Source organism: Mycoplana ramosa, assembly GCF_041930185.1.
Taxonomy (GTDB): Bacteria; Pseudomonadota; Alphaproteobacteria; order Rhizobiales; family Rhizobiaceae; genus Mycoplana; species Mycoplana ramosa.
The window spans coordinates 15,804-32,258 of sequence record NZ_JBHEEW010000013.1 but is presented as its reverse complement, the minus strand read 5'-3'; the positions used below and the strand labels follow the sequence as shown (position 1 = coordinate 32,258).

Genomic DNA, 16,455 nt, shown 5'->3' with positions numbered 1-16,455 from the left:
ATTTCGTTGTGACTATCAGGGTCGCTTGCGCGCTCTCAGTGCCGCGTTGACAACCTTGGGAACAAAGGCGCTCACATCTCCGCCCATGCCGGCGATCTGGCGAACCAATGTGGCGGTTATGGGCCGCGACGCCGTGCCGGCGGGCAGGAATACGGTCTGAACGTCCGGGGCCATCTGTTGGTTCATTCCAGCCATTTGCATTTCGTAGTCGAGGTCGGTGCCGTCGCGCAGGCCGCGGATCAGCAAATGCGCCTTGTGCTCGCGTGCAGCATCGACGACCAGCTTGTCGAAGGCCACGACAGAAACGTCGCCCGAGCGCGAAGGCAGCGCCTCGGCAATCGCCTGCCGGATCATGTCGGCGCGCTCGTCGAAAGAAAACAGCGGTACCTTGCCCGGATGGATGCCGATCGCGACGATCACTTTCGGCGCGATGTTGAGCGCCTGGACCAGCACGTCGAGATGTCCGTTGGTGATCGGGTCGAATGACCCCGGATAGAAGGCGACAGCCATGGCGTTTTCCCGTTTGCCGCGTTGTGTCACGCGGCGGCGCCAGAAGCAATAGATTGTTGGGCTCGGTCGTTTCTCTGTCCCCGGCAAGATCGGGAGAACAAAAGCGGGCAATTCGCTCGCCCCGATCCCAGGGCGCGCGGCTGGGAACAAACGTCGAATGCCCTGCTCAGCCTGACGATGTTCGTTCTTCTCACCACCGCCGCCATCCGTGCACTGCAGCGGGAGGCGCGCGAGGCCCACAGCTGCAACCGGGGCTGATCCGATGAACCGCTTCTCCACAAGTCCACCGCCTTTTTCGGCGCAATGCTGTCTGTGGACTTTTGCCGCGCGACCTTCGAGCACGAAGACGCGGAAGAGGAAAGCAGGCTATTCGCCCGGTACCCTAGCCGTTGCTTCTTGAAACCGCACTTACATACACAAAAGGCCGGTCGCGATGCGGCCGGCCTTTATGCTGTTTCTCGGATGGGAGCCCTACTCTTCGGCGGTCGGATCGCCAGCGCTCAGATCAGCGGCGGTGCCTTCGGTCGCGCCCTCTTCGCTGTCGCCGTTTTCCTCATCCTCGCCGTCTGGCTCATTGATGCGCTCGACGGAGACGACCTTCTCATCCTTGGCGGTGGAGAATATGGTCACGCCCTTGGTTGCGCGGCTGGCGATACGGATACCGTCGACCGGCACACGGATCAGCTGGCCGCCATCGGAGACGAGCATCAACTGATCGCCGTCGCCGACGGGGAAGGCCGCGACCAGTTCGCCGATCTCGTTGGTCTTCGAAGTGTCGGTGGCACGGATACCCTTGCCGCCGCGGCCGGACGTGCGGAAGTCGTAGGATGAGGACCGCTTGCCGAAACCCTTCTCCGAAACGGTCAGCACGAACTGCTCGCGCGCCTTCAGTTCCTCGTAGCGCTCGTCGGAGAGCTGTCCCTCTTCGGTGACCTCTTCGCCAACCAAGGCGATGTCCTCCACTTCGCCGCCGGCGGCCCGCCGTTCAGCGGCGGAACGCTTGAGATAGGCGGCACGCTCCCACGGCTCCGCATCGACGTGGCCGACGATCGTCATCGAGATGATCCGATCCCCTGCCGCCAGCGAGATGCCACGCACGCCCACCGAGTTGCGGCCGGCGAAGACACGCACGTCGTCCACCGGGAAGCGGATGCACTGGCCGAGCGCGGTCGTCAGCAGCACGTCGTCCTGATCGGTGCAGGTTTCGACGGAGAGGATCTCGTCGCCCTCCTCCTCGAGCTTCATTGCGATCTTGCCGTTGCGGTTGACCTGCACGAAATCCGAAAGCTTGTTGCGGCGAACCGTGCCGCGGGTCGTCGAGAACATCACATCCAGGTTCTCCCAGGTGCTTTCGTCCTCGGGCAACGGCATGATCGTGGTGATGCGCTCACCCGGCTCGATCGGCAGCATGTTGATCAGCGCCTTGCCCTTCGACTGCGGCGTTCCGATCGGCAGCCGCCAGACCTTCTCCTTGTAGACGATGCCGCGCGAGGAGAAGAACAGGACCGGCGTGTGCGTGTTGGCGACGAACAGACGGGTGACGAAATCCTCGTCGCGCGTTGCCATGCCGGACCGGCCCTTGCCGCCCCGGCGCTGCGCCCGGTAGGTCGTCAACGGCACACGCTTGACGTAGCCGAGGTGCGAGACCGTCACCACCATGTCTTCCCGGGCGATCAGGTCCTCGTCGTCCATGTCGGAACCGAAATCGGCGATCTCGGTGCGGCGCGGCGTGCCGAATTCGTCGCGGACCGCGATCATCTCGTCCTTGACGATCGTCTGGATGCGCAGGCGGGAACCGAGAATATCGAGATAGTCCTGGATTTCCTCGCCGATCTTGTTCAGTTCGTCGGCGATTTCGTCGCGACCGAGTGCAGTCAAACGCGCCAGTCGCAATTCGAGAATGGCGCGGGCCTGCTCCTCGGAGAGGTTGTAGGTCAGGTCGTCATTGATGCGATGACGGGGGTCGTCGATCAGGCGGATCAGCGGCTCGACATCCATGGCCGGCCAGCGGCGCACCATCAACTGCTCGCGCGCCGTCTGCGGATCGGGCGCGTGGCGGATGAGGTTGATGATTTCATCGATATTGGCCACGGCGATCGCCAGGCCGACCAAAACGTGGGCCCGGTCCCGCGCCTTGCGCAACAGGTACTTCGTCCGGCGGCTGACGACCTCTTCGCGGAAGGACACGAAGGCGCGCAGCATGTCGAGCAGCGTCATCTGCTCCGGCTTGCCGCCGTTCAGGGCCACCATGTTGCAGCCGAAGGAGGTCTGCAGCGGCGTATAGCGATAAAGCTGGTTGAGAATGACCTCGGCGTTGGCGTCGCGCTTCAGCTCGATGACGACGCGGTATCCCTCGCGGTCGGATTCGTCTCGCAGGTCCGAGATGCCCTCGATGCGCTTCTCGCGCACCAGGTCGGCCATCTTCTCGATCATCGTCGCCTTGTTCACCTGGTAGGGGATCTCGGTGATGATGATCTGCTCGCGGTCGCCGCGCATCGGCTCGACCCGGGCCACGCCGCGCATGATCACCGAGCCGCGGCCAGTCTCGTAGGCCTGGCGGATGCCGGCGCGGCCGAGGATCATCGCGCCGGTCGGGAAATCAGGGCCGGGGATGATCTGCATCAGGTCGAGCAGGTCGATCGCCGGATTGTCGATCAGCGCGATGCAGCCGTTGATGACTTCGGCGAGGTTGTGCGGCGGGATGTTCGTCGCCATGCCGACGGCGATGCCGCCCGCGCCGTTGACGAGCAGGTTGGGAAATTTCGCCGGCAGCACCGACGGTTCCTGCAGGGTCCCGTCGTAGTTGTCGCGAAAGTTGACCGTTTCCTTGTCGAGGTCGTCGAGCAGGCTGTGCGCTGCCTTCTCCAGGCGACACTCGGTGTAGCGCTGCGCCGCCGGCGGATCGCCGTCGACGGAACCGAAATTGCCCTGGCCGTCGATCAGCGGCAGGCGAAGCGACCAGTCCTGCGCGAGACGGGCGAGTGCATCGTAGATCGCCGCGTCCCCGTGCGGATGGTACTTACCCATCACGTCACCGGTGACGCGGGCGCACTTCACGTATTTCTTGTTCCAGTCAATCCCCATCTCGCCCATGCTGAAGAGGATGCGCCGGTGCACCGGCTTCAGGCCATCCCGCACATCGGGCAGTGCGCGGCTCACGATGACGCTCATGGCGTAGTCGAGATAAGACCGCTGCATTTCCGCGGTGATGGAAATGGGCTCAATACCGGAAGGGGACTTGCCGCCGGGGGTCGTTTGCTCTGTCAATTTCGATCACGATCTTTGTTCAGAATCAGTCGGGATTTTATAGCCTACCAGCTTGAACTGCGCCAATTTTGTGGGAGGTTTTGAACAGTCTTTTGCCAGAAATCCGCCAAATGCCGCAATTTGATGGCGCCGCCCGAATGTGGCACCGCCGCCCCCTTCACTTGGGTGCGTCACTGCCCTAACAATGGCGGCTAAAGCGCATCGAGAGAATGCGGATCGGCAAGGGGGATGGCCGGATGTACGATTACGAATTGGTCGTCAATGCGCTCACGACCATGCTGGTGACGCTCGACCCGCCGGGGCTCGCGCCGATCTTTCTCGGCCTGACCGTCGGCATGAACCGCGCCGAACGCAACCAGGTGGCGCTGCGCGGGTCGATCATCGCCTTCGCCATCCTCGCCACTTTTGCGATTTTCGGCGCCGGGATCCTCGGCCTGCTCGGGATATCGATCGCCGCCTTCCGCATTGCCGGCGGTCTGCTACTGTTCACCATCGCCTTCGAGATGGTCTTCGAGCGTCGCCAGGAACGCAAGGAGAAGACATCCGAAGTCGCCATCACCAAGGACCACATCCGCAACATCGCGGTCTTTCCACTCGCCCTGCCGCTGATCGCCGGGCCCGGCGCCATTTCCGCGACGATCCTTCTGTCCGGGTCGTTGTCGTCGCCGGTGGGCCGCGCAGCCCTCCTCGTCGTCATCGCCGTGTGCGTCGCGGTGGTCTATCTCACCCTCTATATCGCCGAACGGGTCGACCGCTATCTTGGCGTGACCGGCCGGGCGATCCTGACGCGGCTTCTCGGGGTCATTCTGGCGGCGCTGGCAGTGCAGTTCGTCGTCGACGGCACCCGGGCGGCGTTCGTGATCTGACTGCGATGCGCGCCTTTCACGTGGCGTCCAAAATGGTCACCTACTGACTTCGATACCTTTGCCTTAACTCCCATAAACCAGCCATCCACAGGACCGGCACCGCGCGGAGTGGCGGATCCCCTTCGCCCTTGGGCAACCGTCTGCCAGCGTCGATCCGAGGCATCGGATGTCATCGGTCTGTCATCTCTGGGTGATGTCTATCGGATGTCTCGGTTCGCCAGAACGGCGGAGCGGCTCGTCGATGGAACCATGATGCTGAATTTTTTTACCGCCGCCGGAGCGCTCCTGGCCATCAATCTGTTGAGCCTGGCCATAGCCGGCCGGCGCATCTGGCCCCGCCTGGGCCCGCAGCCCGCGGCGCGTAGACGCCCGCCAGTCTCTGTCGTCATTCCGCTCTGCGGCCGCGAGGAATTTTCGCGGGAAACGCTGGAAAGCGCATTCCGCCTGGATTGGCCGGACTACGAAGTGATCTTCTGCGTCGCTGATGCAAGGGATGCAGTGATCCCGCTGGTCGACGATGTGCGCAGACGCCACCCTGCCATTCCCGCAACGCTTCTTGTCGGCGACGATCCGATCAGTGCCAATCCGAAGCTGAACAACTGCGTGAAAGGCTGGAACGCCGCGTCGCATGAATGGGTGGTTCTCGCCGACTCGAACGTCCTGATGCCGGCCGACTATCTTGCTCGCCTGATGGCGGCGTGGCGCCCGGACAGCGGGCTGGTATGCTCGACCCCGCTTGGTTCACGTCCGCAAGGATTCTGGGCGGAGGTCGAATGTGCGTTCCTGAACGCCCATCAGGCGCGTTGGCAATATGCCGGCGAGGCGCTTGGGTTCGGGTGTGCACAGGGCAAGAGCATGCTCTGGCGCAAAAGCATGCTGGATGCCAACGGCGGCATTCAGGCGCTGGGTTCTCAGATCGCTGAGGATGCGGCCGCCACGAAACTCGTCAGGGGCCTCGGCCTGAAGGTGCACCTGGTGTCCTCCCCGTTCGATCAACCACTCGGCAGCAGGACATTTCGCGAGGTCTGGGCACGGCAGTGCCGGTGGGCGCGCTTGCGACGCGTTACCTTTCCGCAATTCTTCTCACCGGAAATCCTGCTGGGGGTGGTACCGCCGCTTGTGCTGTCGGTGATCGCGGCGATCGGCGCAGGCCACAGCGTGGCCGCCGCCGCTGCATTTGTCGCCGGCGCGACCTACTTGCCCGAACTCGCGCTCGCCCATCGGAAGAACTGGCATCTTTCCCGATGGTCGCTCATCGCCATGGTCACGCGCGATCTGTTGTTGCCAGTGATATGGGTCCGCGGTTGGCTTGCGCGAAGCACCGACTGGCGGGGCAACCGGATGTGGATCGGTGCGCACGAATCCCAACTCGAGACAGGTGCGCCGGGACTTGCGAACCTATCGTGACTGTTCTGATGCCAACCTGACAGGCACCGGCATTCCGGCTCCGCGCGACGTCTCGCCCACCCGGGCGAGAAAATGTTTCCGCCCGGACAACGCTAGGCCTTAGAACGGAATATCGTCGTCCATGTCGCGCGAGAAATTCGACGATCCGCCGCCGCGGCTCGCGCCACCGGACGAGGACGGCTGCGAGCCGTAGTCGTCATAGCTCGGTGCGCCGCCGCCATAGTTGCCAGCGCCACCGAAGTCGGAGCCGCCGCCACGGCGGTCGCCGCCGCCCTCGCCGCGACCGTCGAGCATGGTCAGGGTCGAGTTGAAGCCCTGCAGCACCACTTCGGTCGAATAGCGGTCGTTGCCGTTCTGGTCCTGCCACTTGCGGGTCTGCAGCGCGCCCTCGATATAGAGCTTGGCGCCCTTCTTGACGTACTGCTCGACGACCTTGCACAGGCCCTCGTTGAAGACGACGACGGTGTGCCATTCCGTCTTTTCGCGGCGCTCGCCGGAGTTGCGGTCGCGCCAGGATTCCGACGTCGCGATCCGCAGGTTGGCGATCGGGCGACCGTCCTGCGTGCGGCGGATCTCCGGGTCCGCGCCGACGTTCCCGATCAGGATTACCTTGTTGACGCTGCCTGCCATCCGCTCAGTCCTTGTTGTCACGCCGGAGAGGTTTCCGGTTCCTCATGAAATTCATCCGCGCATCTTAACGGCTGGCGGCGGCGGACGCCGCCCCATGTGCCGGACAATCCACAGATTCAAATTCTAGTGTATTTCGTTCTTTTTTTGTTCTAGTAAATCATCGCAATCTTGTCAACCGAATCGCAAAGAGGCACGGTTTTGCCGCAACGCACATGGACAGGCCGGTTCCAGTCCCTAAATAGGGTGCGCGACCGACAAACCACTTCTTCCGACCTTCGACATCTGGCGCTGGACACATGAGCGAACTCAAGACCATTTCCATTCGCGGGGCGCGCGAGCACAATCTCAAGGGCATCGACCTCGACCTGCCGCGCAACAAGCTGATCGTGATGACCGGCCTCTCCGGCTCCGGCAAATCGTCGCTCGCTTTCGACACGATCTACGCGGAGGGTCAGCGCCGCTACGTCGAAAGCCTCTCGGCCTATGCGCGCCAGTTCCTGGAGATGATGCAGAAGCCGGATGTCGACCAGATCGACGGGCTGTCGCCGGCGATCTCGATCGAGCAGAAGACGACCTCGAAGAACCCGCGCTCGACGGTCGGGACTGTCACCGAGATCTACGACTACATGCGGCTGCTGTTCGCCCGCGTCGGGGTCCCCTATTCGCCTGCGACCGGCCTGCCGATCGAGAGCCAGACGGTCAGCCAGATGGTCGACCGCGTCATCGATTTCGGCGAAGGCACGCGCCTCTATATCCTCGCGCCGATCGTGCGCGGCCGGAAGGGCGAGTACAAGAAGGAACTCGCCGAACTGATGAAGAAGGGCTTTCAGCGCGTCAAGGTCGACGGCCAGTTCTACGAGATCGCCGACGTCCCTGCGCTCGACAAGAAATACAAGCACGACATCGATGTCGTGGTCGACCGCGTCGTGGTACGCCCGGATCTCGCCGCCCGCCTCGCCGACAGTCTCGAAACCTGCCTGACGCTTGCCGACGGACTGGCGATCGCCGAGTTCGCCGACAAACCGCTGCCGCCGGACGAAACGGCCGCCGGCGGGTCGGCCAACAAGTCGCTGAACGATACGCATGAGAGGGTATTGTTCTCGGAGAAGTTCGCATGCCCGGTCTCCGGCTTCACCATTCCCGAGATCGAGCCGCGGCTGTTTTCCTTCAACAATCCTTTCGGTGCCTGCCCGACCTGTGACGGCCTTGGCAGCCAGCAGAAGATCGACCCGGACCTGATCGTGCCCGAGCCGGAGCGGACCCTGCGCGACGGCGCAATCGCTCCGTGGGCCAAGTCGTCCTCGCCCTACTACAACCAGACGCTCGAGGCGCTGGGCGCGGCCTACGGTTTCAAGCTCTCCAGTCGCTGGTCGGACCTTTCGGAAGAAGGCCAGAAGGCGATCCTCTACGGCACGGATGAGAAGATCGAGTTCCACTATCAGGACGGCGCGCGCTCCTACAAGACGACCAAGAGCTTCGAAGGCATCGTCCCCAACCTCGAGCGGCGCTGGAAGGAGACGGATTCGGCCTGGGCGCGCGAGGAGATCGAGCGCTATATGTCCGCCGCCCCCTGCCCGGCCTGCAACGGCTATCGGCTGAAGCCGGAGGCGCTGGCGGTGAAGATCGACAAGCTGCACATCGGCCAGGTCACCGACATGTCGATCCGCGTGGCCCGCGACTGGTTCGACGCCCTGCCCGGCCACATGAACGCCAAGCAGAACGAGATCGCCGTCCGTATCCTCAAGGAGATCCGCGAGCGGCTGCGCTTCCTCAATGACGTCGGCCTCGAATATCTGAGCCTGTCGCGCAATTCCGGCACGCTGTCCGGCGGCGAAAGCCAGCGCATCCGCCTGGCCTCGCAGATCGGCTCGGGCCTCACCGGCGTGCTCTACGTGCTGGACGAGCCGTCGATCGGCCTGCACCAGCGCGACAATGCCCGCCTGCTCGACACGCTACGGCACCTGCGCGACATCGGCAACACGGTGATCGTCGTGGAGCACGACGAGGACGCGATCCTGACGGCCGACTACGTCGTAGACATCGGCCCTGCCGCCGGCATCCATGGCGGCGAGGTGATCGCGCAGGGAACGCCTGCCGACATCATGGCGAACCCGAAGTCGCTGACGGGAAAATATCTCTCCGGCGAGCTTTCCGTCGCGGTACCTGCCGAACGCCGCAAGCCGAAAAAGAAGAAGGAAATCAAAGTCGTCGGTGCCCGGGCAAACAACCTGAAAAATGTCACCGCCTCGATTCCGCTCGGCGTCTTCACCGCGGTCACCGGCGTCTCCGGCGGCGGCAAGTCGACCTTCCTGATCGAGACGCTCTACAAGTCGGCGGCGCGCCGCATCATGGGTGCGCGCGAGATCGCCGCCGAGCATGACCGCATCGACGGCTTCGAATACATCGACAAGGTCATCGACATCGACCAGTCGCCGATCGGCCGCACGCCGCGCTCGAACCCGGCCACCTACACCGGCGCCTTCACGCCGATCCGCGACTGGTTCGCCGGGCTGCCGGAGGCAAAGGCGCGCGGCTACCAGCCCGGCCGTTTCTCCTTCAACGTCAAGGGCGGGCGCTGCGAGGCCTGCCAGGGCGACGGCGTCATCAAGATCGAGATGCACTTTCTGCCGGACGTCTACGTCACCTGCGACGTCTGCCACGGCAAGCGCTACAACCGCGAAACGCTCGACGTTCACTTCAAGGGCAAGTCGATCGCCGACGTGCTCGACATGACGGTCGAGGAGGGCGTCGAGTTCTTCGCCGCCGTCCCGGCCGTGCGCGACAAACTGGTGACGCTGAACCAGGTCGGCCTCGGCTATATCAAGATCGGCCAGCAGGCCAACACCCTGTCCGGCGGCGAGGCGCAGCGCGTCAAGCTCGCCAAGGAGCTCTCGAAGCGCTCGACCGGCCGCACGCTCTATATCCTCGACGAGCCGACAACCGGCTTGCATTTCCATGATGTAGCGAAGCTTCTTGAAGTTCTGCATGAGCTGGTGAACCAGGGCAACTCCGTGGTTGTGATCGAGCATAACCTGGAGGTCATCAAGACCGCCGACTGGGTCATCGACTTCGGCCCGGAAGGCGGCGACGGCGGTGGCGAGGTGATCGCGCAGGGAACGCCGGAGGACGTGGTGAAGGTCGAGCGGTCTTATACCGGGCATTTCCTGAAGGAACTGCTGGAGCGGCGGCCGATGCGGAAGGCGGCGGCGGAATGAGAATCCGCCGCAAGATCGTCACATAGACTAAGCTCAAGGACCCGGTCTCAGCGGCCCAATAGGAGAAACTCATGACCAAGCCCGGCACCATCCGTACCGGCATCGGCGGCTGGACCTTCGAACCCTGGGAGGGCACGTTCTATCCGGACAAGCTCTCGAAGAAACGCCAGCTTGAGTTCGCCAGCCGAGAATTGACCGCGATCGAGGTCAACGGAACCTATTACAGCTCGCAGAAGCCGGAGACCTTTGCCAAGTGGGCCGCGGAGGTGCCCGAGGGATTCGTCTTCTCGCTCAAGGCAAGCCGTTTCACGACGAACCGCAAGGTGCTGGCGGAGGCGGGCGAGTCGATCGAGCGCTTCTTGACACAGGGGCTGACGGAACTCGGCCCGCATCTCGGTCCGATCCTCTGGCAGTTTGCGCCGACCAAGAAATTCGATCCGGAGGATTTCGAGGCATTCTTGCAGCTCCTGCCGGAAAAGCAGGACGGTCTGCCGTTGCGGCACGCACTGGAAGTGCGCAACGATTCGTTTCGGGTGCCGGAGTTCGCAGCGCTCGCCCGCAAGCACAAGGCTGCCATCGTCTACGCCCACCATGACGACTATCCGGAAATCGCCGATGTCACCGCCGACTTCGTCTACGCCCGGCTGCAGCGCGGCTCGGACGATGTGCCGACCTGCTATCCGCCCAAAGCGCTCGACGAATGGGCCGATCGCCTGACGGAATGGGCGGACGGCAGCCAGCCTGGAGACCTGCCCGTGATCGATCCGGCGCATCGGCCGGCACCGGAAAAGCGCGACGTTTTCGCCTTCTTCATCACCTCGGGCAAGGTCAACGCGCCGAACGGCGCCCGCGAATTGCAAAAACGCGTCCAGCCGCGCGAGTAGAGGTTCTTCTGGCCCTATGAAGTCGCAGAGGCGGGACGGCGGATGCGGTCGACGAGGCGCGGTCCGAGCGCTGTGAGAACAAGCCCGCAAACAACCAGCGCGGCGCCGGCAAGACGGTCGGGGCCGAAACTTTCCCCCAGCACGAGCGCGGACGAACTCATGCCGAACACGGGCACGAGCAGGGAGAACGGCGCGACCGTCGAAACCCCGAGCTTGCGGATCATATAGCCCCAGACGCCGAAGCCGAAGACCGTCGCGATGTAGGCGATATAGGCAACGGCGCCGAGCCCCTGCCACGACAGCGCCTGAAGTGCCGCGAGATCGCGCTCCAGGCCCTCGGTCGCCAGCGAGATGACGGCAAGCGGAATGGGCGGCACCAGGCTGACCCAGACCATCAGCGCCAGCATGTCGACATTTCCGATCTTCTTCATGAGCATGTTGGAAAAGGCCCAGGCGAGGCCGGCGGCCAGCACGAGGGCCAGCCCGGTATAGGTAAATCCCGCATCCACCGTGGTCGAGATCACCACCATACCGGCAAAGGCGACGACAATGCCGGCCAGTTGGACCGGTCGCGATCGCTCGCCGTAGATCGTGGCGGCCAGCATGATCGTGAAGAACGCCTGCGACTGCAGGAGAAGCGAGGCCAGGCCCGCCGACAGGCCGACGTCCATGCCGATGAAGAGGAAGCTGAATTTCACCACGCCGAGCACGAAGCCGATGCCGAGGATCAGCCGCCACGGCACGGCCGGCCGCGGCAGGAAGAAGACGAGCGGCACGGCGGCGAAGAGGAACCGCAGCGCCGAAAACAGGATCGGCGGGAAATTGGCGATCCCGATCTTGATGATGACGAAGTTGAAGCCCCAGACGGCCGCGACAAGGACTAAGAGAGCTATATCGATCAGGCCCATGGATCCGGTTCCACATACGCTTCGGTTCGCACAGCTTTAACGGCCGGCGGCCCGCAGCCAAGTCATTTGATTTGATCTAAACCATTCAGGACGTTGATGAGATCCTCGGCCGTCAGTCCGCTGCCTGCGCGCCTGCCCGCCTCGCCATGACGCCAGACCGCGGCCGCGGCCGCCTCAAAGGCCGGCATTCCCTGGGCGAGGTGCGCGCCGATGATGCCCGACAGCACATCGCCTGACCCGGCAGTTGCCAGCCAGGGTGGCGCATTGGCGTTTATAAGGGCGCGACCATCAGGGGCGGCGATCACCGTATCGGCTCCCTTCAAAACGATTACGGCGTTGCTGCGCCTGGCCGCTTGTCTCGCCCGATCCACCTTCGACAGCGCCGGATCATCTGCAATGTCGGCAAAGACTCGCGCGAACTCGCCATCGTGCGGCGTCAACACGAGGTGGGTCGGCCCATCGGCGAAGGCGCTGAAAAGCTCCGGCGGCTTGTCGCGGAAAGCCGTGATGCCATCGGCGTCCAGCACCAGCGGTCGATCACGAAGCGCCATGACATAGTCCCGCGCCCGTGCGAAATCGCCGAAACCCGGGCCGAGAACGAAGGCCGAAAGACGAGGGTCGGCGATCAGTGCCCTCAATGCGGCGACATTGTCGATCTGGCGAAGCATCACCGCGGTCAGGTGCGCGGCATTGTCGTCGGCAGCCTCGGCCGGTGTCAGGAGCGTCACGAGCCCGGCCCCGGCCTTCAGCCCGGCGCTGGCAGACAGCCGCGCGGCGCCGGTGGCAAGCCGCCCTCCCGAGAAGACCGCCAGATGGCCGTGTCCATATTTATGCGCCCCCGCGCTGGCGCGAGGCAGGCTCATGCGCCAGATGCCCGGTTCGTTGACACGCAGGTGGTGGGATGCGGCGGCGACAATCCGGCCGGGGATGCCGATATCGAAGACCTCCGTGTCGCCGCACAATGCCCGGCCAGGCATGAGCAGATGGCCCGGCTTTCGGCACATGAAGGTGACCGTATGGCTCGCCTGCAGCGCCGCACCCCGCACGCGGCCGGTGCGGCCGTCGACGCCACTTGGCAGATCGATCGCCACCACCGGGAGTGCCAGCCAGTTCACCCGCTCGATCACCGCACCGACCTGACCGTCGAGGTCGCGCGAAAGCCCGGCACCGAACAGGGCATCGATCACGACATCGCCGACCGCCGGCACATAATCCTGAAGCGGCCGAACCGGGCCGCGATAGCGCTTTCGCGCCCTGCCCGCATCCCCATGGGTTGGCGCCGGCCCGAAGCCGAAGATCTCGACGGGACAACCGGACATGGCAAGCGCGCGCGCGGCCACATAGCCGTCTCCACCGTTATTGCCCGGGCCGGCGAGGACCGCAAAGCGAAAGGCCCCCGGATAGTGCCGCAGCGCTGCGGCGGCCACGGCCTGTCCGGCGCGCTCCATCAACGCAAAACTGTCTATGCCACTATTGGCGGCGTCCCGGTCGATGCCCGCCATTTCCGCAGGGGTGACGAGAAGTGTTTCAAGATCGATGTGCATGCGGCGAGAATGCCCGCAAAACGTCAACGGCGCCACTGCAATATAAATGCGCAAATAATAGGCATCTGCACACTGGAGGTGCTCAAATTGGCAGCGGCCGGATGGAACAAGCGGTGGCCGATAGCCCGAACAGCCTCCTTCCGCAGGCAGACGCACAATTTCGAGCAGGCGGACAGCGCGGCAGGCGGCCAATCTGGCGACATCGCGTGGCCATAAATGCCCACTAACGATCTATTTGCCGAAAGATGCGCAGCAAGTACTGATACTGGCACGCAACCTGCATTGGATCGGCCAGCGGGACCATGCCCCTGCCAACGGGAGAAGCGGAGAGACACTCTTTCATGAAAAAGATCGAAGCGATCATCAAGCCTTTCAAGCTGGACGAAGTGAAGGAGGCCCTTCAGGAAGTCGGCCTGCAGGGCATCACCGTTACGGAAGCGAAGGGCTTCGGGCGTCAGAAAGGCCATACGGAACTTTATCGCGGCGCCGAATACGTTGTCGATTTTCTGCCGAAGGTTAAGGTCGAAGTCGTTCTGGCGGACGAGAATGTCGAAGCCGTCATCGAAGCGATCCGCAACGCCGCCCAGACCGGCCGGATCGGCGACGGAAAGATCTTCGTTTCCAACATTGAAGAAGTTGTCCGCATCCGTACCGGCGAAACCGGTATTGATGCCATCTGACCCACCATCATCCGGCCGTCCGGCCCGGGTTGTTTCACCTCGTCATCTCACACAGGGACTTTCGAAAAATGACGACTGCCAATGATATCCTCAAGCAAATCAAGGAAAACGACGTAAAGTTCGTGGATCTGCGCTTTACCGACGTGAAGGGCAAGCTGCAGCACGTCACGATGGACGTTTCCTGCGTCGACGAAGACATGTTCGCCGACGGCGTGATGTTCGACGGCTCCTCGATCGGCGGCTGGAAGGCCATCAATGAATCCGACATGGTGCTGATGCCGGACCCGATCACGGCGCACATGGACCCGTTTTTCGCGCAGTCGACCATGGTCATCGTCTGCGACATCCTCGACCCGGTTTCCGGCGAAGCCTATAACCGCGACCCGCGCGGCATCGCCAAGAAGGCCGAGGCCTATCTCAAGGCGTCCGGCATCGGCGACACCGTGTTCGTCGGTCCGGAGCCGGAGTTCTTCGTGTTCGACGACGTCAAGTACAAGGCCGACCCCTACAACACCGGCTTCAAGCTCGACTCGTCCGAACTGCCCTCCAACGACGACACCGACTACGAAACCGGCAACCTCGGCCACCGGCCGCGCGTCAAGGGCGGCTATTTCCCGGTCCCGCCGGTCGACAGCTGCCAGGACATGCGCTCGGAGATGCTGACGGTCCTGGCCGAGATGGGCGTGGTCGTCGAGAAGCAGCACCATGAGGTGGCGGCTGCCCAGCACGAGCTCGGCGTCAAGTTCGACACGCTCGTTCGTAGCGCCGACAAGGTGCAGATCTACAAGTACGTCGTCCATCAGGTCGCCAATGCCTATGGCAAGACGGCCACGTTCATGCCGAAGCCGATCTTCGGCGACAACGGCTCGGGCATGCACGTGCACCTGTCGATCTGGAGGGACAGCAAGCCGACCTTCGCCGGCGACGAGTATGCCGGCCTGTCCGAAAGCTGCCTCTACTTCATCGGCGGCATCATCAAGCACGCCAAGGCCATCAACGCCTTCACCAACCCGACGACCAACTCCTACAAGCGTCTCGTGCCGGGCTACGAAGCGCCGGTCCTGCTCGCCTATTCGGCGCGCAACCGCTCGGCCTCGTGCCGCATTCCTTTCGGCACCGGTCCGAAGTCCAAGCGCGTCGAGGTCCGCTTCCCCGACCCGCTCGGCAACCCCTATCTCAGCTTCGCCGCCATGCTGATGGCCGGCCTCGACGGCATCAAGAACAAGATCCATCCGGGCAAGGCCATGGACAAGGACCTCTATGACCTGCCGCCGAAGGAGCTGAAGAAGATCCCGACCGTCTGCGGTAGCCTGCGCGAAGCGCTGGAAAGCCTCGACAAGGATCGCAAGTTCCTGACCGCCGGCGGCGTCTTCGACGACGACCAGATCGACTCCTACATCGAACTCAAGATGGCGGAAGTCATGCGCTACGACATGACGCCACATCCGGTCGAGTTCGACATGTACTACTCCGCTTGACGGACTGTTCCGCCCAAACCGGCGGGCCCCGCAACGAGAGCCCGGCAGCAATGCCGGGCCAGACAGCCCCCGGCGTAGACCGGGGGTTTCTGTTTCCTGTCACAGAAAGAAGAGTTCGGCGGGTCAGGGCGCTCCGCTGAAGCCTGCAGCTCTAACACTGCTCACGCGGCGTCGCTTGCCGGGCAAACTGTACCCGATCCTGCTTGCGGTCGGCGCTAGACCGCATAGGTCGCATCGAGGGAAATCACCTCGTCGGTGACGTCGAACTCGACGGCCATTTGGTCATAGGCGGGCTCGACATGATCCGGCGTCTCGCGCATCACCCGATCGTAATCCAGCGGCGTATGCATGTGCGTCAGCACCGCGCGGTTCGGCGCCAGTCGATCGATCCATTCGAGCGCCTGGGCGAGCGAGAAGTGGCTGGCATGCGTGCGGTATTGCAGGGCATCGATGATCAACAGGTCGAGACCCGTCAAACGGCTGGCGGTGGACTCCGGAAAGGCGCTGACGTCGGTGCAATAGGCGACATTGCCGACGCGAAACGCAAGCGAATGATTGGAGCCATGGACCTGCATCAGCGCATCGAAGCGGATCGCACCCCCTTCCCCGCGGATCACCACCGGCATGTCGACCGGATCGATCAGGTTGGCCGTGACGATCGGCGGATAGAAGCTTCCCGGCGGGGTTTCGAGGCAATAGCCGAAACCCTCGCGAATGCGAGTCATCGTCAGCGGGTCGGCCCAGATCGGAATTTGTTTCCGGCTGTGCTGGACGAAGCCGCGGATGTCGTCGATACCGTGAATGTGGTCGGCATGGGCATGAGTATACAGCACCGCATCGATGCTCTTGACCCGCGCGGCGATCATCTGCTCGCGAAAGTCCGGCCCGGTGTCGATGACGACGGTGGTCATCCCATCCGGCCCGACCTGCTCGACCAGCAGTGCTGTGCGCGTGCGCCGGTTTTTTGGGTTCGCCGGATCGCAATCACCCCAATCGCCGGTGATGCGCGGTGTGCCGGGGGAAGAGCCGCAGCCAAGGATGGTGAAGCGCCGGCGGTAGGACACGG

General features: G+C 63.4%; 12 protein-coding genes. 6 read left to right on the top strand and 6 right to left on the bottom strand.

Annotation, left to right across the window (positions count from 1 at the left end; all coding sequences use genetic code 11):
• Window positions 1–15: 15 nt before the first annotated feature.
• Window positions 16–510, bottom strand: coding sequence for a pantetheine-phosphate adenylyltransferase (gene coaD / locus JNC62_RS16415; protein ID WP_374840200.1), 495 nt, complete (start codon window positions 508–510; stop codon window positions 16–18).
• Between the two features lie 471 nt (window positions 511–981).
• Window positions 982–3,777 (bottom strand): DNA gyrase subunit A, encoded by a 2,796-nt coding sequence (gyrA, locus tag JNC62_RS16410; protein WP_374840092.1) that lies wholly within the window; start codon window positions 3,775–3,777, stop codon window positions 982–984.
• Between the two features lie 236 nt (window positions 3,778–4,013).
• On the opposite strand from gyrA, the gene JNC62_RS16405 reads away from it, so the two are divergent.
• The gene (locus JNC62_RS16405; protein WP_374840091.1) at window positions 4,014–4,643 is read left to right on the top strand and encodes a MarC family protein; all 630 of its coding nucleotides are present in this window, start codon (window positions 4,014–4,016) and stop codon (window positions 4,641–4,643) included.
• 252 nt (window positions 4,644–4,895) lie between these two features.
• Entirely contained in the window at window positions 4,896–6,050 is a 1,155-nt protein-coding gene (locus JNC62_RS16400; RefSeq protein WP_374840199.1) for a ceramide glucosyltransferase, read from the top strand.
• 99 nt (window positions 6,051–6,149) lie between these two features.
• Here the strand turns inward: JNC62_RS16400 and JNC62_RS16395 are convergent, their stop codons facing one another.
• Entirely contained in the window at window positions 6,150–6,680 is a 531-nt protein-coding gene (locus tag JNC62_RS16395; RefSeq protein WP_374840090.1) for a single-stranded DNA-binding protein, read from the bottom strand.
• A gap of 296 nt (window positions 6,681–6,976) precedes the next feature.
• Between JNC62_RS16395 and uvrA the strand changes: the two genes are divergently transcribed.
• A complete protein-coding gene (uvrA, locus tag JNC62_RS16390) occupies window positions 6,977–9,895 on the top strand; it encodes an excinuclease ABC subunit UvrA (RefSeq protein WP_374840089.1) in 2,919 nt (972 codons plus the stop codon).
• 71 nt (window positions 9,896–9,966) lie between these two features.
• A complete protein-coding gene (locus JNC62_RS16385; protein ID WP_374840088.1) occupies window positions 9,967–10,779 on the top strand; it encodes a DUF72 domain-containing protein in 813 nt (270 codons plus the stop codon).
• 14 nt (window positions 10,780–10,793) lie between these two features.
• On the opposite strand, the gene JNC62_RS16380 is transcribed toward JNC62_RS16385, so the two are convergent.
• Window positions 10,794–11,687, bottom strand: a complete 894-nt coding sequence (locus JNC62_RS16380) for an EamA family transporter (protein ID WP_374840087.1) — start codon at window positions 11,685–11,687, stop codon at window positions 10,794–10,796.
• Window positions 11,688–11,749: 62 nt separating this feature from the next.
• Window positions 11,750–13,231 (bottom strand): NAD(P)H-hydrate dehydratase, encoded by a 1,482-nt coding sequence (locus tag JNC62_RS16375; protein WP_374840086.1) that lies wholly within the window; start codon window positions 13,229–13,231, stop codon window positions 11,750–11,752.
• Between the two features lie 341 nt (window positions 13,232–13,572).
• On the opposite strand from JNC62_RS16375, the gene JNC62_RS16370 reads away from it, so the two are divergent.
• Window positions 13,573–13,911 (top strand): P-II family nitrogen regulator, encoded by a 339-nt coding sequence (locus JNC62_RS16370; protein ID WP_374840085.1) that lies wholly within the window; start codon window positions 13,573–13,575, stop codon window positions 13,909–13,911.
• Window positions 13,912–13,979: 68 nt separating this feature from the next.
• Entirely contained in the window at window positions 13,980–15,389 is a 1,410-nt protein-coding gene (glnA, locus tag JNC62_RS16365; protein WP_374840084.1) for a type I glutamate--ammonia ligase, read from the top strand.
• A 215-nt stretch (window positions 15,390–15,604) separates the two neighbouring features.
• Here glnA and JNC62_RS16360 read toward each other — a convergent pair whose 3' ends face one another.
• Window positions 15,605–16,453, bottom strand: a complete 849-nt coding sequence (locus JNC62_RS16360) for an MBL fold metallo-hydrolase (RefSeq protein WP_374840083.1) — start codon at window positions 16,451–16,453, stop codon at window positions 15,605–15,607.
• Between the last annotated feature and the right edge of the window lie 2 nt (window positions 16,454–16,455).